General features: G+C 66.3%; 20 protein-coding genes. 6 read left to right on the plus strand and 14 right to left on the minus strand.

Annotated features, from left to right (window positions below):
• Nucleotides 1-13 precede the first annotated feature (13 nt).
• Complete coding sequence (locus A7Q26_RS13280; protein WP_066860277.1) at nt 14-685, plus strand: TetR/AcrR family transcriptional regulator; 672 nt, start codon at nt 14-16, stop codon at nt 683-685.
• Here A7Q26_RS13280 and A7Q26_RS13285 read toward each other — a convergent pair.
• The 4 genes from A7Q26_RS13285 to A7Q26_RS25590 are packed head-to-tail and all read right to left on the minus strand — an operon-like array spanning nt 640 to nt 3,136.
• Nucleotides 640-1,233 carry a winged helix-turn-helix domain-containing protein gene (locus A7Q26_RS13285; RefSeq protein ID WP_232313793.1) on the minus strand — a complete coding sequence of 198 codons (594 nt, stop codon included), beginning with the start codon at nt 1,231-1,233 and terminating at the stop codon, nt 640-642. The genes A7Q26_RS13280 and A7Q26_RS13285 overlap by 46 nt on opposite strands.
• 27 nt (nt 1,234-1,260) lie before the next feature.
• On the minus strand, nt 1,261-2,199 hold the full coding sequence (locus tag A7Q26_RS13290) for a transposase (protein ID WP_066860279.1): 939 nt from the start codon (nt 2,197-2,199) through the stop codon (nt 1,261-1,263).
• Nucleotides 2,196-2,999: a hypothetical protein gene (locus A7Q26_RS13295; RefSeq protein WP_066860282.1), complete on the minus strand. Its 804-nt coding sequence runs from the start codon at nt 2,997-2,999 to the stop codon at nt 2,196-2,198. The genes A7Q26_RS13290 and A7Q26_RS13295 overlap by 4 nt, the downstream gene beginning before the upstream one ends.
• Entirely contained in the window at nt 2,996-3,136 is a 141-nt protein-coding gene (locus tag A7Q26_RS25590) for a hypothetical protein (protein WP_198162936.1), read from the minus strand. Before A7Q26_RS25590 ends, A7Q26_RS13295 begins: the two co-directional genes overlap by 4 nt.
• A 147-nt stretch (nt 3,137-3,283) precedes the next feature.
• On the opposite strand from A7Q26_RS25590, the gene A7Q26_RS13300 reads away from it, so the two are divergent.
• Entirely contained in the window at nt 3,284-3,904 is a 621-nt protein-coding gene (locus A7Q26_RS13300; protein WP_066860285.1) for a response regulator transcription factor, read from the plus strand.
• Here A7Q26_RS13300 and A7Q26_RS13305 read toward each other — a convergent pair.
• Genes A7Q26_RS13305 through argH form a run of 4 tightly spaced genes read right to left on the minus strand, consistent with a single transcriptional unit; the run spans nt 3,890 to nt 7,566 of the window.
• Nucleotides 3,890-4,648 (minus strand): precorrin-2 dehydrogenase/sirohydrochlorin ferrochelatase family protein, encoded by a 759-nt coding sequence (locus tag A7Q26_RS13305; protein WP_066860287.1) that lies wholly within the window; start codon nt 4,646-4,648, stop codon nt 3,890-3,892. The genes A7Q26_RS13300 and A7Q26_RS13305 overlap by 15 nt on opposite strands.
• Complete coding sequence (lysA, locus tag A7Q26_RS13310; protein WP_066860290.1) at nt 4,648-5,925, minus strand: diaminopimelate decarboxylase; 1,278 nt, start codon at nt 5,923-5,925, stop codon at nt 4,648-4,650. The genes A7Q26_RS13305 and lysA overlap by 1 nt, the downstream gene beginning before the upstream one ends.
• Before the next feature lie 16 nt (nt 5,926-5,941).
• Complete coding sequence (locus A7Q26_RS13315) at nt 5,942-6,199, minus strand: hypothetical protein (protein ID WP_066860293.1); 258 nt, start codon at nt 6,197-6,199, stop codon at nt 5,942-5,944.
• Nucleotides 6,196-7,566 (minus strand): argininosuccinate lyase, encoded by a 1,371-nt coding sequence (gene argH / locus A7Q26_RS13320; RefSeq protein ID WP_066860296.1) that lies wholly within the window; start codon nt 7,564-7,566, stop codon nt 6,196-6,198. The genes A7Q26_RS13315 and argH overlap by 4 nt, the downstream gene beginning before the upstream one ends.
• 43 nt (nt 7,567-7,609) lie before the next feature.
• Between argH and A7Q26_RS13325 the strand changes: the two genes are divergently transcribed.
• From A7Q26_RS13325 to A7Q26_RS13335, 3 genes are all read left to right on the plus strand, one after another.
• On the plus strand, nt 7,610-8,203 hold the full coding sequence (locus A7Q26_RS13325) for a TlpA family protein disulfide reductase (protein WP_066860581.1): 594 nt from the start codon (nt 7,610-7,612) through the stop codon (nt 8,201-8,203).
• Nucleotides 8,204-8,447: 244 nt separating this feature from the next.
• Nucleotides 8,448-11,099 (plus strand): TonB-dependent receptor plug domain-containing protein, encoded by a 2,652-nt coding sequence (locus A7Q26_RS13330; protein ID WP_066860299.1) that lies wholly within the window; start codon nt 8,448-8,450, stop codon nt 11,097-11,099.
• A 66-nt stretch (nt 11,100-11,165) separates the two neighbouring features.
• The gene (locus A7Q26_RS13335) at nt 11,166-11,609 is read left to right on the plus strand and encodes a RidA family protein (protein WP_066860302.1); all 444 of its coding nucleotides are present in this window, start codon (nt 11,166-11,168) and stop codon (nt 11,607-11,609) included.
• Between the two features lie 37 nt (nt 11,610-11,646).
• Here A7Q26_RS13335 and A7Q26_RS13340 read toward each other — a convergent pair whose 3' ends face one another.
• The 6 genes from A7Q26_RS13340 to A7Q26_RS13365 all read right to left on the minus strand — a co-directional run bounded on the left by A7Q26_RS13340 (nt 11,647) and on the right by A7Q26_RS13365 (nt 15,605).
• Complete coding sequence (locus A7Q26_RS13340) at nt 11,647-11,841, minus strand: Trm112 family protein (protein WP_066860305.1); 195 nt, start codon at nt 11,839-11,841, stop codon at nt 11,647-11,649.
• Nucleotides 11,838-12,476 carry an LON peptidase substrate-binding domain-containing protein gene (locus A7Q26_RS13345; protein WP_066860309.1) on the minus strand — a complete coding sequence of 213 codons (639 nt, stop codon included), beginning with the start codon at nt 12,474-12,476 and terminating at the stop codon, nt 11,838-11,840. The genes A7Q26_RS13340 and A7Q26_RS13345 overlap by 4 nt, the downstream gene beginning before the upstream one ends.
• 1 nt (nt 12,477) lies before the next feature.
• Nucleotides 12,478-13,389, minus strand: coding sequence for a tetratricopeptide repeat protein (locus tag A7Q26_RS13350; RefSeq protein ID WP_066860312.1), 912 nt, complete (start codon nt 13,387-13,389; stop codon nt 12,478-12,480).
• Between the two features lie 111 nt (nt 13,390-13,500).
• A complete protein-coding gene (locus A7Q26_RS13355; RefSeq protein ID WP_066860315.1) occupies nt 13,501-13,920 on the minus strand; it encodes a DUF2141 domain-containing protein in 420 nt (139 codons plus the stop codon).
• Between the two features lie 11 nt (nt 13,921-13,931).
• Nucleotides 13,932-14,660 carry a sterol desaturase family protein gene (locus tag A7Q26_RS13360; RefSeq protein WP_066860585.1) on the minus strand — a complete coding sequence of 243 codons (729 nt, stop codon included), beginning with the start codon at nt 14,658-14,660 and terminating at the stop codon, nt 13,932-13,934.
• Nucleotides 14,661-14,714: 54 nt separating this feature from the next.
• Nucleotides 14,715-15,605 (minus strand): prephenate dehydratase, encoded by an 891-nt coding sequence (locus tag A7Q26_RS13365; protein WP_066860318.1) that lies wholly within the window; start codon nt 15,603-15,605, stop codon nt 14,715-14,717.
• Nucleotides 15,606-15,779: 174 nt separating this feature from the next.
• Here A7Q26_RS13365 and A7Q26_RS13370 point away from each other — a divergent pair, with 174 nt between their 5' ends.
• A complete protein-coding gene (locus A7Q26_RS13370) occupies nt 15,780-16,403 on the plus strand; it encodes a c-type cytochrome (protein ID WP_066860321.1) in 624 nt (207 codons plus the stop codon).
• The last annotated feature ends 3 nt before the right edge of the window (nt 16,404-16,406 follow it).

Here is a 16,406-nt window from a genome sequence, read left to right on the forward strand (position 1 = left end):
ATGGTACGATTTTATGACGGAGAGTAAGACGCCCCCACCGAGCGGCCGCCGGGAAGCGCGCCGCCGCAATCGGCAGGACATGATTCTGACCGTGGCGGAGCGTTATTTTCTCGAACATGGCTATGCGGGGACGACCATGTCGGGCATCGCCGCCGCGCTTGGCGGGTCGAAGGGCACCTTGTGGAGCCATTTCCCGTCGAAGGAAGCGTTGTTCGCGGCCGTACTCGGGCGGGTGGCCGGCGCCTATCGGGCGCAGCTCTCGCAAATACTCGATCCCGAAGGGGAACTCGGCTCGATCCTGCACCGTGCCTGTATCAGCCTGATCGCCAAGGTCACGTCGGCCGAAGCCATCGCGCTCCACCGCCTCATCATTTCCGAAGGCGGCCGCTTTCCCGAACTCAGCCAGATATTCTTCGAACTTGCCCCCCGCAACACGCGCTCCATGCTCGCGGACTTCCTGAAAGGCGCGATGGCGCGGGGTCATTTGCGGCAGGCGGACGCCTATAACGCGGCCCGCGTGCTGATGGCGCTCTGCATGGCAGGTAGCCACCAACAATTGCTCATGGCCCAGATCAAGGCGCCCGACCCGGCGCAGATCGAGTTGGATGCGGCCTTCGCCGTCGACATCTTCCTGCGCGCCTACACACCTGACGATCCGCCACCTTCGGCCGTCTCCAGCATATAACCCTGCCCTCTCACCGTATGCAGCATCGGCCGGGCAAAGCCCCGGTCGAGCTTGGCGCGCAGGCGCGACATATGCACCTCCACGCTGTTGGTGCCGGGGTCGAAATCCAGCCGCCACACCGCGCGCAGCAATTCGCCGCGCGTTACTGCCTCGCCGGGACGACGCGCCAGATGCAGCAGCAGAGCATATTCGCGCGCCAGCAGCGGCACCGCCCGTCCCGCCCGCGTCACACTGCGATCGACCAGTTGGATCAGCAGGTCGCCCAGCGCGAGTTGCGGTTGCCGCTCCCGCGCCAGGCGGATGATCCGCGCGACCGTTTCCTCCTCGTGCATCCAGGGACCGACAACCTCATGCGCGCCGCTTTCCAGCGCCCGCGCCCGTTCGGCCGGATCATCCACCCGCTGCCACAATATCGTCGCATCCCCGGCGCGCAGGTGGGGGCGGACGGCGTCGCCGCGCATCGCCAGGTCGAACCCGCGCGCGTTCAGCGCCCGCGCCACCGGGGCGAAATCGCTGCCCAAACCATGGCATTCCATCCGTCCGCTCACATCCGGCCCGCCGTCCGCTGATACAAGTCATCCGACCGTTCCGGCAGCAGAAAAACAAGCCATTTCATCTCCATAATGGATGATTTCGAGGGCCGCGACGCTGGCCCGGCGGATCAGCGGGCTGCTGCTGCGCGCGCCCTGTTCCCAATGCGCCAGCCGCGCCGCATCCTCCAGCGTCGCGCCGATCGCCTGCCAGGCGGTCAGTCGCATCGCATCCTGCGGGTGCGCCCTGGAAAAGCTGTCCGCCAGGTCCTGCGCATTGTCGCTACCGCATCCGACCGCCAGTTCCAGCAGCATCTGCGCGCTCGCCACCGTCATGCATTCGGCGATCACGCCCCTGGCCGTGTCGAACCGATATTGGCGCCGCCAGCCCTGCCCCGGCGCACTGGCCAGGATATTGAGCGATACGGAGAGCGAATCGGGCGGCAATTGCGCATGAATATCGCGATTGGCGCGGTAGAGCAGCATCCGCCCTTCACTCAGATAGCTGCGTTCCACGAAGCGCAGCGCCACCGCCTCCCCCGCCGCCCCGGCGACATCGCACTCATAGACATAATAGTCCGACCCATAGCCCGGCCCCAGATAGCCCACGGTCAGGAAATCGAAACCATGGTCGTGCGGCACATGATAAAGGAAGGGCGCCGTCCCGCTCATCCGCACGACATGGTCGCCGACCGCGGGCCAGAAGGCCGCCCGCAGCACATATTTGCCCCTCGGCGGCCGCAGCAGCATCACCTGCGCCGAATAGGGGTTGATCCGCCGCTGTTCGGCGCACCGCGTCTTGAGTTCGGCGATCGCCGCATCGGCCAGGAAATGGCGGTTGCGCGACAGGGCGCGCAGCATCGGCGCAGCCTCCGCCAGCCCATCCTCGCATGACGGGTCGAACGCGGCGCTTTCGCACCAGTCCACCAACTCGTCGAGGCCGATGCTATCCTCCGACGCCGGGGTTTCGATCAGGCGCGTCATGACCCGCCCGCTATCTGGGTCAGCGTGCGCTGCGCTAGCAACCGCACGGCTCCGTCCTCTTCCCGCGCGGCCATCGCCCGCAACGCCGGCAGCGCGCGCCCCGTGTCGAGCGCCAGATATTCCCGCATCACCGCCCAGCGCTGCGCCGGCAGCCCAGCGTCCATTTCGGCCGCGAACTGGTCGGCGGCGTCTCGCCGCCCCTGCATCCGCAGCAGCGACAGCAGCATCAATGCGCGCGCATGGCCCTCGTCCGCCTGCGCCTGCCCCAGCGGCGCACCCGTGGCCAAGTCGAACAGGCGGGACACGACCGGCCCGGTCGGCGCGACTTGCGCCCTGAGCAGCAGCAGGGGAACCTCCCCCGGCCGAAAGCGCAGCGTCTCCCGCCGCTCATCCACCGCGATCACCATCCCCGGCTGACAGAGGCGCGGGCCGGTCGGCACCGCCCGCCCCTGCTCTATACGATAGGCATCGGCGCTCATCGCCCGGTTCAACGGACGGCACAGCGCGTGGCGGCCCGAAAAATGCACGCGGCCATGCGCGTCCGGCGCGGGATCGACGACGGTCGCCGTCACCCAGATGCGTTCCGTCCGGGCGAAAACCAGATGCCGCGCCGCGCCGCTGCGGCTCGCCCGGAAAGGGGGCAGATGCAGCGGGTCGGCCGCGATCCGCGCCCTTTCCTTATCCAGCAACGCCTCGAACCAGCCAATATCCTCCAGGAACGGCTGGATCAGCGCCACCGCGTGCTCGATCGGCGCGGCGTCGGCCACCGCGACCGCAGCGGTAAGATCGGCAAGCCTCACGGCTGGTCGATGATCGCGATCACCACATCCATCAGGCTGATGTCGAGCGCATCGCCATCGGCAAGTCCGAACAGGCTCGCGCCGTCGGGCAGGTCTGCAATATCCTCGATGGCCAGCTGCGCCATGGTCTGCGGCATGTGATCCCCCGTGTCGATTGAACGGGATCAAGGCTATGGCGCGCCGGCGAGCGGTACCAATTAAATCGGTGTAATCCCCGGCCCGCCATTAACCATTTCTTTGCGCGCCAATCCTATGCTGCGGCCTCGACCCAGGAACCGGACCCCATGCAGTTTTTCAGGCGCAACCCGATTCATCCGCACAGGAAGCCCCCGGCCGGCGACGCTGCGCCGATGCGCCGCCTGCGCCTGCTGCTGGTCGACGAAAATCCCGTGGCCCGCGCCGTCGTGGCGCGCCGCCTGTCCCATCTCAACTATGATGTGGCGCTGGCCGAAAACGGCCATGTCGCGCTCGGCCTGCTGGTAACGCGACCGGCGGACATCATCCTGATCGACATGGGCCTGACCTTGCTGCCGGCGGTGACGACGATGGAAAAGATGCGCGCCGCCCATCTCGCGCCATCGGCCTGCGTCGTCATGATCGGTGGTCGCGAGGACGGCCAGTCCGCGATCGAGGCGCTGAAGGCCGGCGCCGACGACCATATCCTCAAGCCCTTCGACTTCGACCTGCTCGATGCCCGCCTGCGGCATCTGTGCCAGCGCGCCGAGCAGGTGGGGACGCTCAACCGGCACAATGCCGAACTGGACGCGCGCATCGCCCGCCGCGCGGTGGAACTGGGCGAAACCCGCGAAACGCTGCGCGAAATGCAGGCCGACCGAGCTCGTCTCGTCTCCTCGATCCAGGCCTTGCAGGACGAAATCGCGCGGCTGCAATCAGCCCGGATATAACCAGAGCGACAGGCCCTCGCCCGGCGCGTCGGGCGGCCCATCCGCAACGATCCGCACAGCATCGGCCCGCGCGCGGTCCAGGATCGCCGCCGGCACATGCGCCGGATGATAGACGCGATCCGCCTCCCCCAGCAGCCGCGCCGCGCGCAGCGTCAGATCATCGGGATCGCCCGACAGCAGCCGGATCGACTCCAGCCGCGACCCACGATGGTCGCCCGTCCCTGCCAGCCAGGATGGCACCGCCCCGGCCGCGTCCTCCTGCAACGGATCGATGATCCCGCCCGGCGCCAGCCCCGCATCGATCGCCCGTCGCCGTTCGCCCGCATCGGCCCAGCGCGCGCGGATCGCCATCCGCGCGCCGAAAAGCGCCTCCGCGAGCGCCCCCAGCCGGGCGGGCAACATCGCTTCCAGCCGCTGCCGCAAAGCCTTGGCCAGGCCCGCCGACGCGCCTCCGGTGCCGATCGCGATCAGCACCGGATCACGGTCCACGATCGCCGGCAGGGTAAAGTCGCAAAGAGCCGGCCGATCGGTCGCATTGACCAGCACGCCGCGCGCGCGCAGCCGCGCCACGACCGCGCCGTCTCCGTCCGACACGATGGCGATTCGCGCCGCCGCATCCTCCTCGCCGACGATGATCGCGCCTGCCCGCTCCAGCAGTCGGCGTTTCGCGTCGGCCGCCTCGCCCTCACCGGTCAGGATGACCGGCCTGCCCGTCAGCAACAGGAAGACGGGCAGGCTCTGCATCAGTGTTCGATGTCCTTGGCCACCCAGTCGGGGATGATGTCGCCATCGATCAGCGCCTGGATCGGCGGCCGGGCCCGCACCACCGCCCATTTGTCGCCGGACACCAGCACTTCGGGCGTCAACGGCCGGCTGTTATAGGTGCCCGCCATGGTCGCGCCATAGGCGCCCGCCGTCATGAAGGCGACCAGATCACCGGCCTGCACGACATCCATGTCGCGGTGCATGGCGAAGGTGTCGCCCGTCTCGCACACCGGCCCCACCACATTGGCGGTGGCGCGCGCACCCACCGGCTTCACCGCGCGGATATCATGCCACGCGTCATAGAGGCTGGGACGCATCAGGTCGTTCATCGCGGCGTCTACGATCACGAAGGGTGCCTGCGCGCCCTGCTTCACCCGCACCACGCGCGAGAGCAAGGCGCCCGCATTGCCCACGATCACCCGGCCCGGCTCGAACATCAGCCGCACCGGCCAGCCCTGCGTCACGCGACACACCATCGCGCCATAGTCCGCCGGGCTGGGCGGCAAGGGCTGCGAGGGATCATAGGGGACGCCGAGGCCTCCGCCGAGGTCGGCGGTGCGGATGTCATGCCCCTCCGCCCGCAGCGCCTCGATCAGCGCCCCGACCTTGACGAAGGCCGCCTCCAGCGGCGCAAGGTCGGTCAGCTGGCTGCCGATATGGACGGCGACGCCCTGCACGTCGAGCCCGGGCAGATCGCGCGCGGCTGCATAGCTCTCGATCGCCCGGTCATAGGGAATGCCGAACTTGTTTTCCGACTTGCCCGTGGAAATCTTGGCATGGGTGCCCGCATCCACATCGGGGTTGATGCGATAGGCGACGGGCGCCTTCCTTCCCATCGACATGGCGATGTCCGACAGCATTTCCGCTTCCGGCTCGCTCTCCAGGTTGAACTGGTAGATGCCCTGTTCCAGCGCGATCCGCATTTCCTCGGCGGTCTTGCCGACGCCGGAAAAGACGATGCGGTTCGCGGGAATGCCCGCCGCCACCGCGCGCAGCAATTCGCCGCCCGACACCACGTCCGCGCCGAGGCCCAGCCTGGCCAGCGTTGCCAGCACGGCGGCGTTGGGATTGGACTTGACCGCAAAAGCGATCAGCGGGTCCGCAAGCTGCGACAGGCCCGCGCGGAATACGCCGACATGGCGCTCCAGCGTCGCGGTCGAATAGATATAGACGGGCGTACCGACCGCCTGCGCGATCGCGTCCATCGGCACCTGCTCCACCTGCATGGCGCCATCGACATAGGTGAAATGATCCAAGGTCTGTTCCTGTAACTTACTGGGGCCGCGCTTCGGGCGGCAGGTCGAACGGATCGTCGCCCCTCTGCCGGGACTGCGTCAGCAATTCCACATTGCGTTCGGGCCGCGCCTGGATGGAGGGCGTCAGCAGTTCCGTGCTGGTCGGCGCGGTTGCAGCGCCCGTCGGCACGGCGGGCAGGCTCTGGCCCTGGACCGGCTTCAAGGGCTGGCGTCCGCCGCACGCCGTCAGCGCCAGCGCAACCATGCCAAGCCCCGCGAGCGTGCGCGTCCTCATGACCCCAGTTCCTCCTTGGCCTGCGCGACACGCGCCCGTACCTGGCTCGGCGCAGTGCCGCCATGGCTCTGCCGGCTGGCGACCGATGCGTCGACCGTCAGCACGGCATAGACCCGCTCGTCGATCCGCGCGTCAATGTCCTTCAGCGTCTCGAGCGGCAGCCGGTCCAGCGGCACGCCCGTTGCCTCCGCCGCCGCCACCGCGCGGCCGGTGATATGATGCGCCTCGCGGAACGGAATGCCCCCTTCGCGCACCAGCCAGTCGGCCAGGTCCGTCGCGGTCGCAAAGCCGCTTTCCGCCAGGCCCCGCATCCGATCGGTGCGGAACGTCACCGTCTCGATCATCCCGGTCATCGCCGCGATCGACAGGCCCAGCAGGTCGTGCGCCTCGAACACCGGCGGCTTGTCGTCCTGCATGTCCTTGGAATAGGCCAGCGGCAGCCCCTTCATGGTGACGCACAGCGCATTCATGCATCCCATGATCCGCCCGGCATGGCCCCGCACCAGTTCGGCCGCGTCGGGATTGCGCTTCTGCGGCATGATCGAACTGCCGGTCGAATAGGCGTCGGGCAATTTCACGAAGCCGAAGGGCTGGCTCGCCCAGATGATGAACTCCTCGGCCAGCCGCGACAGGTGCAGCGAGGCCTGGGTCGCCGCCATCAGATAGTCGAGCGCGAAGTCGCGGTCGCTGACGCTGTCCAGGCTGTTGTCGGTCGGCTTGGCAAAGCCCAGCGCCGCCGCCGTCATGTGGCGATCGGTCGGGAATCCGGTCCCGGCCAGCGCCGCCGCGCCCAGCGGACATTCGTTCAGCCGCGCGCGCGCATCGGCGAAGCGGCTGCGGTCGCGCCGCACCATTTCATAATAGGCCATCAGATGATGGCCCAGCGTGACCGGCTGCGCGGATTGCAGATGGGTAAAGCCGGGCATCACCGCATCGACATGCTCCTCCGCCCGTGCCACCAGCGCCCGCTGGAGACCCAGCAGCCCGGCCTCCACTTCATCGATCGCGTCGCGCACCCACAGGCGGAAATCGGTCGCCACCTGGTCGTTGCGGCTGCGCGCGGTGTGCAGGCGGCCGGCCGCGGGGCCGATCAACTCGGCCAGCCGCGACTCCGTGACCATGTGGATATCTTCCAGGTCCAGGTTCACCGGCACGCCGTTCGCTTCATATTCGGCGGCGATGCGGCTCAGTCCCTCGGTAATCGCCTGCGCATCCTCGCCATCGACGATCCCCTGCGCGGCCAGCATCGCGACATGCGCCTTGGACCCGGCGATATCCTGTTTCCACAATCGCTTGTCGAAGGGGATGGAGGCATTTATCTCACGCATGATCGATGCCGGTCCGGCTGCGAACCGGCCGCCCCACATGCTGTTGGAGCCTGCTTCCGTGATATCGTCGTTCCGCGCGCTAATGATACTGCTCCTGCCTGCCGCCCTGGCGGCCTGCGATAGGCAATCCCGGTCCCCGGAGCAAGCCAATGCAGGCATCAGCGGTGAGGTTCCCGCCGCCTCCGGCGAAGTCAGGGACGCGGGCGCGAAGGACAATGCTTTCAGCTACAGGCTGGACCGCAGCAAGGCGGGCACCCCCGCGCCCGATTTCGCCTTCCTCGATCCCGATGGCGGGGAAAGGACGTTGCAGGACTTCGCCGGCCGCCCGCTGCTCGTCAATCTCTGGGCCACCTGGTGTGCGCCGTGCATCGCGGAAATGCCCACACTGGACCGGATCGCGGCGGCCCAGGGCGCCAGGGGGCTGGCCGTCCTCACTCTCTCGCAGGACATGCAGGGAATGAAGGCGGTGACGCCCTTCTTCCAGAAGCACAAGCTGCCCCATCTCAGGGGCTATGCGGACCCGGAAAACCGGTTCGGCTTCCATTATGCCACCGGCCAGCTCCCCACCACGGTCATTTATGACGCGCAGGGCAAGGAAATGGTGCGGGTGATCGGCGCGATGGATTGGGAAGGGCCGGAGGCGAAGGCGCTGATCGATGCAGCGACAGCCTCCTGACCACTGGCGCATAAACGAACGAACCGAAAAAACCCGCCATGCCAGTTGACTGCAAAATGCACTGGCATCGTCGTGCAGTTATCAATTGCCGAGCGATAGTCGATGCGACATGCTTGCGGATCAAGTGCCAGAAATAGTCGGGAAACAATCCGCTTTCGGGTAAAATTTGTGCAGTGCAATAGCGGTTTCACCGGCAATGCTCGTTCATCCCCTTGTCATCGATAATGCAAAACAGGGGGCATGAATGACAAGACTGTCCGCGTTGAAACTTTCTCTCATTATGGCATCGTCCTGGTCGGCCTGCGCGATGGCGCAGGAAGCGCCGCAGGAGCCGCAGGCTGACGACGGCGCCGCGATCATCGTCACCGGCACCCGCGCGGTGGGCATGCAGGCAGCCGAAAGCGCCGCGCCGATCCAGGTGCTGGGCGAAGAAGCGCTGACCCGCGTGGGCCAGCCGAACCTCAATCAGGCGTTGACCCAACTCGTGCCGTCCTTCCAGGCGCAGACCCAGGGCACCGACATGGCGAGCTTTTCGCTGTCGGCCCGCCTGCGCGGTCTGTCGCCCAACCACACGCTGGTCCTGGTCAACGGCAAGCGCCGCCATGGCAACTCCATTCTGCAGGTCATCAACGGCGCCTTCGGCGGTTCGGCCGCACCGAGCATCGACCTTATCCCGCCGGACATCGTCAGCCGCATCGAAGTGTTGCAGGACGGCGCGGCGGCGCAATATGGTTCGGACGCGATCGCCGGTGTCATCAACATCATCCTGAAGGATGACAAGGAGGGCGGCACCATCAAGCTGAACGCCGGCCAATATTATGATGGCGAAGGCACGACCTACAGCGCCAGCGGCAATTTCGGCATGAAGATCGGCGAGGACGGCTATCTCGACGTCTCGCTGTTCCACCGCCGCAGCGACTGGACCACGATCGGCGACGGCCAGATTTCAGTCATGAACTATAACGGCACTACCGTCACCAATGTCTCTCCCGCCTTCAAGCCGCTACTCGATGCCTGCAATGCGGACGATTGCACCGCCAACGTCAATGGCGGCCAGCCGGCGTCGAAGCTGACGCTGGGTTTCTACAATTTCGGCTATGATTTCGGCGGCGTCGAACTCTACTCCTTCGGTGACGTGTCCTATCGTCATGGCGACGCGCTCCAGGGCTATCGCCATCCCACCCGCCTGTGCCGCGCCCAGAATTCGGCGGGCGTATGGGTGGCGACGACCACCGATCCGACTCAGTGCTTCGGCACCTCCGCACAGACCGGTCTAGTCCCGCACATCGAAGTGAAGCAGAATGAATTCCAGATCACCAATGGCCTGCGGGGCGATCTGGGCGACGGCTGGAATTGGGATCTGGCCGCCAGCTATTCGGAAGACGTCGCCAAGGTCTATACGACCCACTCGGTCAACGCATCGCTGTTCGTCAACACCGGCCAGTCGCCCAGCGACTTCTACGACGGCAAGTTCGAATTCCGCCAATATGTCGGCACGGCCGATATCCGCAAGGAATTCGATATCGGCCTCGACAAGCCACTAAACCTTGCGTTCGGCGCGGAATATCGCCGGGAGAGCTACACCATCGGCCAAGGCGATCCACTGTCGCTCTATATCGAAGGCGGCCAGTCCTTCCCCGGCTACGCCGCCAGCGACGCCGGCACGCTGCGCCGCACCGCCAAGGCGATCTATGCGGACGTCTCCTTCAATCCGACGCCCGAATGGCTGGTCGACGTCGCCGGCCGCTACGAACATTACAGCGATTTCGGCGACACCCAGATCGGCAAGATCACGACCCGTTACGACTTCTCGGACGCTTTCGCGCTGCGCGGCACCGCCAGCACCGGCTTCCGCGCCCCGTCGCTTCAGGAATCGGGCTATTCGTCGACCAATGTCGGCCCGACCTCGGCCACGCTGCAACTCGCGCCCAGTTCGCCCGGTTCGGCAAGCGCGGGCTTCGGCGCGCTGAAGCCGGAAAAGTCGGTCAACCTGTCCGCCGGCATCGTGTTGCGCCCGATCCCGCGTTTGGCGATCACGCTGGACGGCTATTACATCAAAATCAAGGACCGCATCGTGTCCTCGGGTTCGATCACAGGCCAGCAATTTAACGGCCTGACTACCGCACCGACCCGCATCCTGACACCGCTGATCAACGGCCTGACGCCCTATGACCTGGTCCAGGCCGCGATCGCCGCGAGCGGCAAGCAACTCGACCCCACCGTCATTAGCAACGGTTCGCTCGCGATCCAGACCTTCACCAACGGTATCGACACCTCGACAAAGGGCCTGGAAATCGCAGCGCGCTATCCGGTCAATCTGGACTTCGGCAAACTCGACCTGTCGCTGGGCGCCAACTATAATGTGACCAAGGTCACGAAGAACAAGCTCGGCACCCTGTTCAGCCCCACCGCCGAACAGACCATCGAAGCGGCCAGCCCCAAGTTCAAGGGCACGGCCAGTGCTCTGTTCACCAGCGGCCGGTTTGGCGCCAATCTGCGCATGAACTATTATACCAAAGTGAATTCCTACGTGCAGCCGAACAGCACGTCGTCCAACGGCAACGCTTCGCGGGGCATTGCGGCCCTGCCCGCGCCGATCCTGCTGGCGAACGGACAGCGTTATTATAATGCCGAAGTGAAGCCGGCGGCGATCTTCGATCTCGAACTGGATTATGACATCACCGAATTCGCCAACATCGCGATCGGTGCGAACAACCTGTTCGACAAGAAGCCGGAAATCGCGCCGCTGGTGGGCAACTACGACCCGGCGACCTGGCCGACCACGGGCAATTCGCCCTACATCAACAATGGCGGCACCATCAACGCCCCCTATACGTTCGGCCCCTACGGCACGAACGGCGGCTATTATTACGCCAGGGCGACGATCAAGTTCTAACCTGACGTCACGAAGGAAGGGCCGGTCCGGCGACGGACCGGCCCTTTTGCCATGGAGAGAAAAAGCATGAAACGCCTGCTCGCCGCCGCCCTGCTGCTCGGCGCCACTCCCGGCTTGGCCCAGCCCGCCCCCGAGCCCCAGCCCCAGCCCCAGCCCATGCCGGCCAAACTCCCCTTCTCGCCGTCGGTGCGCGTGGGCGACATCCTGTTCCTGTCCGGCCAGATCGGCCAGGTGCCAGCCGGCATGGACAAGCACCAGGAAGGCTTCGACGCCGCCGTGAAGGGCGCGATGGATTCGATCGGCAGAATATTGAAGGACAATGGCCTCGACTTCGGCCACGTCGTCAAATGCACGGTGATGCTCGACGACATGGCCGACTGGCCCCGCTTCAACGCCGCCTATCTCCCCTATTTCGAAGGCAAGCGGCTCCCCGCCCGCAGCGCCTTCGGCGCAGACGGCCTGGCGCTGGGCGCCCCGCTCGAAGTGGAATGCATCGCCGCGTTCAAGTGATCGGATGGCGCGCCCGGCTCATGCGACGCTCGCCGCCTCACGCGATGGCAACGGCCTCGCGCACCACCAGCACCGGCACGCCGTCCCGCACCGGGAAGGCCAGGCCCGCCGCGTCGGACACCAGTGCCCCACTCGCCGCGTCCCAGCGCAGCGGCGTGCGCGTCACCGGGCAGACCAGCTTCTCCATCAGCCAGGGATCGATCGGGCCCGTCCCGATCTTCGCCGCGCTCATTGCATCGTCGCCCCGCCATCGCGCTCGATCCGGCCGACAATCTGCATCAGCTGGATGATCCGCTCCGACCGTTCGGACAGCGTGTCCGCTTCCAGCAAGGTCTGCTTGGCCGCGGGATCGAAGGGTGCGATCTGGGCGATGCCGTTCACCAGCGCCGCATCGTCCAGCCGCGACACCGCCGTCCAGTCTACCACATAGCCCAGCAGGTCGGCGAAGCGCCGCGATTCCTGCTCCAGCGCCGCACGCTCGACGGCAGACAATATCTCATCCTCCTGCGGCGCCTGCTCGATATCGGCCTCGACCTGCCGGAACTGGGTCGCCACCGGCAATTCGCGCACCACGCGAAACCGCGCCAGGCCGGTCAGGATGATATTGAACCGCCCATCCTCCAGCGCCTCGATCTGGCTGACATGGCCCAGGCAACCGACATCGAACAGCGGGGGCTGCGCCGCGGCGTGGGCCTCCTTCACACTCCCATCCCCGCGCGGCTGGATCATGCCGATCCGCCGGTCGCGCGCCATGGCGTCATGGATCAGCGCGCGATACCGCGGCTCGAAGATATGCAGCGGCAATTCCATCCCCGGCAGCAGCAACGCGCCTGACAGAGGAAAGATCGAGACGCGCGCGATCGGCATCTCAGGAAAAGAGAATCTGCGACAATTTGCGCCGCTGCCCCGCGACCCAGGGATCTTCCAGCCCCACCGCCTCGAAAATCTTGAGCAATTGCGCCCGCGCCGCGCCGTCATTCCAAGCCCGGTCGCGCCGCACGATCTCCAGCAGCGCGTCGGCCGCGCCATCGCGGTCGCCATTGGCCATCAGCCCGCCGGCCAGTTCGAACCGCGCTTCATGATCGTCGGGATCGGCCGCGACCTTCGCCGCGACGCCCGACAGGTCGGACACCGGCCTAACGTCGCGCGCCAGTGCGATGGCGGCCCGCGCCTGGTCGATCGCGACATGCTTGGCCGCATCCTCGGGCAACGCCGCCAGCACCGCCTCGGCCTCGTCCAGCTGGCCCAGCGCGACCAGCGCCCGCGCCTGGCCCGACGCCACCTCGACATTGTCGGGTGCCATCTCGGCGATCTGGGCGAAAACCGATAGCGCGCGGTCAGGCTCGCCGCCCGCCAGCAATTCCTCGCCCATGGCGATCAGTGGCGCGACTTCGGCGGCCAGCGCCTTCTCGTCGGATTCGATCGGCAACTGGCCCAGTATCTGGTCGAGATATTGCTTGAGCTGCCCTTCGGTGCGCGCCTGACTCAGGTCCGCCACCGGCTGGCCCTGAAACACCGCATAAACGGTGGGGATCGACTGGACGCGGAACTGGCTGGCGATGAAGCCATTTTCGTCGACATTGACCTTGACCAGCTTCACGCCCTTGGGTGCATATTCGGCGCACACCTTCTCGATCACCGGGGTCAACTGCTTGCAGGGGCCGCACCATTCAGCCCAGAAATCGACGATCACCAGGCTGGTGCGCGAAGGCTCCACCACGTCGCGGCGAAATGCCTCCACGGCCGCCTTTTCGGTGTCGCTCAGTCCCAGGGTCGCCACGCTTCTCGTCTCCTGCAATGCGGTCCAACTCGCCGCCGTCATACAGCGCCTTATGTGGGGCGTCACCCCTGGGGCACAAGACAGGAAGGGGAGAAAGGCGGCGCCCCCGCGTCAGAGGAAATATTTGAGTCTTATGTCCTGCTCGACTTCGCCGCCTCCGACCGAAAAGCTGGCCGACCGAAAACTGGGCGCGCCGAAGCGGATCGCTGGATTGCGCGAGAAGCCCACCCCCTCGCGCGGAATGCCGGCGAAGGTGTCCAGCTTGCCGTTGCCATTCTCGTCATGGATGATCGCGATGGCATAAATGCCGGGCGCCAGTTGCCCCAGTCCCACCGGCGCGGCGGACGCCGGCACGGCGAAATGCCGCTTGTCGGGGTCATGGCTGCAATCGGGGAAATGAGCGGGCGACCGGGTGACGCACACCAATATCTGCCCCTTGCCCGAACGCAGGCCCTCCAGCCCCATAAGCAGCGGCTGGGGCTGGAGAGCGGGCGCCGCGCCCACCGATCCCGCCATCGCCGCCAGCAACATACCGTATCGCGTCACGCCTGCCCCTTCGCAAAGTCGCCCAACCCCTTGTCGGTGCCACACAGCCGATCCCAGAATCGAAAATAGAGACCGTAGTTGCAACGATAGAGATCATGATGCCGTTGATGATGGCTGGCGGTGATCAGCCACGATCCCATCGGTCCGCGCACCATCCAGCGCGGAAACATCTCCCACCCCATATGGTTGCTCACCCCCATGACCGTCATGATGGTCAACACCACGCCCAGCGCGCCGACATGGATCGGGATCAGGAACACCAGCGCCGGGATGACGACCGCGCCGGTCAGCGCCTCCCAGGGGTGAAAGCTCATCGCTGCCCAGGCCGTCGGCGGCCTGCTGGCATGATGCACGGCATGGGCGATGCGGAACAGCGCGGGCCGGTGCATCCAGCGATGGGTCCAGTAGAACCAGCTGTCATGCGCGGCCAGATAGAGCAGCACCGATACCGGCAGCCACCACAGCGGATAACTGTCCAGGTCGGTGTATATTTTCGTCCAGCCCCGCGCCTGCCAGCCCCAGGCGACCACCCCGGCGGGCACGCCATAGATCAGCGCGGACAGCAGCGACCAGCCGACCTCGCGCCCCATCTGCGCCTCGAGCCCGCGATACAGGCCCGGCTGGCGCATCCGGGTCGCCAGCGCGAATCCTCCGCTGGTGAGCAGGTAGCGCACGCCGACGATGGCGCTCATCGCCAGGGCGGACAGGATGATAGCAATGGCCATGGCGCGGCTATAGCTCAAGCTAGGACCATGATCCCAGCAAAAGGTGGAGCGATCCTATGTTCTGGGCCGCGCCTGGCGATAGCTGCCCAGCATCCGCACCCATTTGGTGTGGAACTCCAGCTCGGCCAGCGCGCGGTCGACCGCCGGGTCGCCCGGCATCCCCTCGATGTCGCAGTAGAATTCGGTCGCGGCAAAGCTCGCGCCCCGCTGGTAACTTTCCAGCTTGGTCATGTTGACCCCGTTGGTGGCGAAGCCCCCCATCGCCTTGTATAGGGCGGCGGGGACATTCTTCACCTCGAACAGGAAGGTCGTCATCACCGGCCCGACATTGGGGGTCGGCATCTTCGGTTCGCGCGCCAGCACCAGGAAGCGCGTCATATTGTCGTCGCTGTCCTCGATATTCTCCGCGATCAGGCGCAGGCCATAGAGTTCCGCCGCCAGATAGGGCGCGATCGCCCCCTCCCCCGGCGTGCGCGTCTCGGCCACCAGCGCCGCCGCGCCGGCCGTGTCGGCATAGGCGACCGGCTGGATGCCGCGCTCGCGCAGATAATGGCGGCACTGGCCCAGCGCCTGCGGATGGCTGATCGCGCTCTTCACCGGGCTGTTGTCCGGCGCCATCAGGCAATGGCGGATGCGCAGGAAATATTCGTCGACTATCCGCAGCCCCGATTCGGGCAGCAGGAAATGCATGTCAGCCACGCGCCCGTGCAGGCTGTTTTCGATCGGGATGATCGCCCGCGCGGCCTGTCCGTTGCGCACTGCGTCAATCGCATCCTCGAATGCGAAACAGGGCAGCGGCACGCAATCGGGCGCATAGCCGAGCGCGGCCAGATGCGAATTGGCGCCCGGCGCGCCCTGATAGGCGACGGCGCGGGCGGGATCGGCGGCGGCCTTGGCGGCCAGTTCCGCGACGATCACGCGGGCAGGGGCGGGATAATTTTCCATGGACGCGTGCGCGCTTAGGGTTTCCGCCGCCGCCACGCAAGCGCGGACAGGCATCGCCGGCACAATCCGGTGCCAACCCGACTTGCACCATCGCGTGTCCCCCTTTATGGCAGCGCACAAGAGGGGGCGCGTCTGACAGTCTCCAGGACAAAAATCTTAGGGAAGTCGAGCGAGATGGGCGATCGTTTCAATACCGTGGCGGGCTGGGCTTTGTTTGCGGGGATCATCGCCCTGGGCGGTGGGATCGTCAGCGCCAAATATTTCCATGACGAACGGCCCGAAAAAATGGGCTATGCGATCGAAGGCGTGGAGGCCGAGGGCGAAGGCGGCGACAGCGGCCCCGGTCTGAACACCCTGCTGGCCAGCGCCGATGTCGCGGCGGGCGAAAAGGTGTTCGCAAAATGCGCGGCCTGCCACACCGTGAATCAGGGCGGCGCCAACGGCATCGGCCCCAATCTCTATGCCACGGTGGGTGAAGCCGTCGCCCAGGGCAAGGGCGGTTTCGCCTTCTCCGAAGCGCTCAAGAGCAAGGGCGGCAACTGGAGCTTCGACGCGCTGGATCACTGGCTGAAAAGCCCGCGCGAATTTGCCCCCGGCACGAAGATGACCTTCGCGGGCCTTGGCAATCCGGTCGATCGCGCCAACCTGATCGCCTGGCTCAATACCCAGGGGTCGAACCTGCCGCTGCCCGCCGCCGACGCGGCGCCGGCTGCCGAGGGCGCGAATGTCGCCGCCGCCGGTGAGGCCGCCAACGGCGCCGAAGCGCCGGCCGCAAACACCGCAAACGCTGCCGAGTAAGCG

Source organism: Sphingobium sp. TCM1 (assembly GCF_001650725.1).
In the GTDB taxonomy this organism is placed as follows: Bacteria; Pseudomonadota; Alphaproteobacteria; order Sphingomonadales; family Sphingomonadaceae; genus Sphingobium.

Bases quoted from the DNA above. Each gene is read 5' to 3' on its own strand.
- A7Q26_RS13280 (WP_066860277.1), top strand. From the start codon at position 14: ATGACGGAGAGTAAGACGCCCCCACCGAGCGGCCGCCGGGAAGCGCGC.
- A7Q26_RS13290 (WP_066860279.1), bottom strand. From the start codon at position 2,199: ATGACGCGCCTGATCGAAACCCCGGCGTCGGAGGATAGCATCGGCCTC.
- A7Q26_RS25590 (WP_198162936.1), bottom strand. From the start codon at position 3,136: ATGCCGCAGACCATGGCGCAGCTGGCCATCGAGGATATTGCAGACCTG.
- A7Q26_RS13300 (WP_066860285.1), top strand. From the start codon at position 3,284: ATGCAGTTTTTCAGGCGCAACCCGATTCATCCGCACAGGAAGCCCCCG.
- A7Q26_RS13305 (WP_066860287.1), bottom strand. From the start codon at position 4,648: ATGCAGAGCCTGCCCGTCTTCCTGTTGCTGACGGGCAGGCCGGTCATC.
- A7Q26_RS13315 (WP_066860293.1), bottom strand. From the start codon at position 6,199: ATGAGGACGCGCACGCTCGCGGGGCTTGGCATGGTTGCGCTGGCGCTG.
- argH (WP_066860296.1), bottom strand. From the start codon at position 7,566: ATGTGGGGCGGCCGGTTCGCAGCCGGACCGGCATCGATCATGCGTGAG.
- A7Q26_RS13325 (WP_066860581.1), top strand. From the start codon at position 7,610: ATGATACTGCTCCTGCCTGCCGCCCTGGCGGCCTGCGATAGGCAATCC.
- A7Q26_RS13330 (WP_066860299.1), top strand. From the start codon at position 8,448: ATGACAAGACTGTCCGCGTTGAAACTTTCTCTCATTATGGCATCGTCC.
- A7Q26_RS13335 (WP_066860302.1), top strand. From the start codon at position 11,166: ATGAAACGCCTGCTCGCCGCCGCCCTGCTGCTCGGCGCCACTCCCGGC.
- A7Q26_RS13340 (WP_066860305.1), bottom strand. From the start codon at position 11,841: ATGAGCGCGGCGAAGATCGGGACGGGCCCGATCGATCCCTGGCTGATG.
- A7Q26_RS13345 (WP_066860309.1), bottom strand. From the start codon at position 12,476: ATGCCGATCGCGCGCGTCTCGATCTTTCCTCTGTCAGGCGCGTTGCTG.
- A7Q26_RS13355 (WP_066860315.1), bottom strand. From the start codon at position 13,920: ATGTTGCTGGCGGCGATGGCGGGATCGGTGGGCGCGGCGCCCGCTCTC.
- A7Q26_RS13360 (WP_066860585.1), bottom strand. From the start codon at position 14,660: ATGGCCATTGCTATCATCCTGTCCGCCCTGGCGATGAGCGCCATCGTC.
- A7Q26_RS13365 (WP_066860318.1), bottom strand. From the start codon at position 15,605: ATGGAAAATTATCCCGCCCCTGCCCGCGTGATCGTCGCGGAACTGGCC.
- A7Q26_RS13370 (WP_066860321.1), top strand. From the start codon at position 15,780: ATGGGCGATCGTTTCAATACCGTGGCGGGCTGGGCTTTGTTTGCGGGG.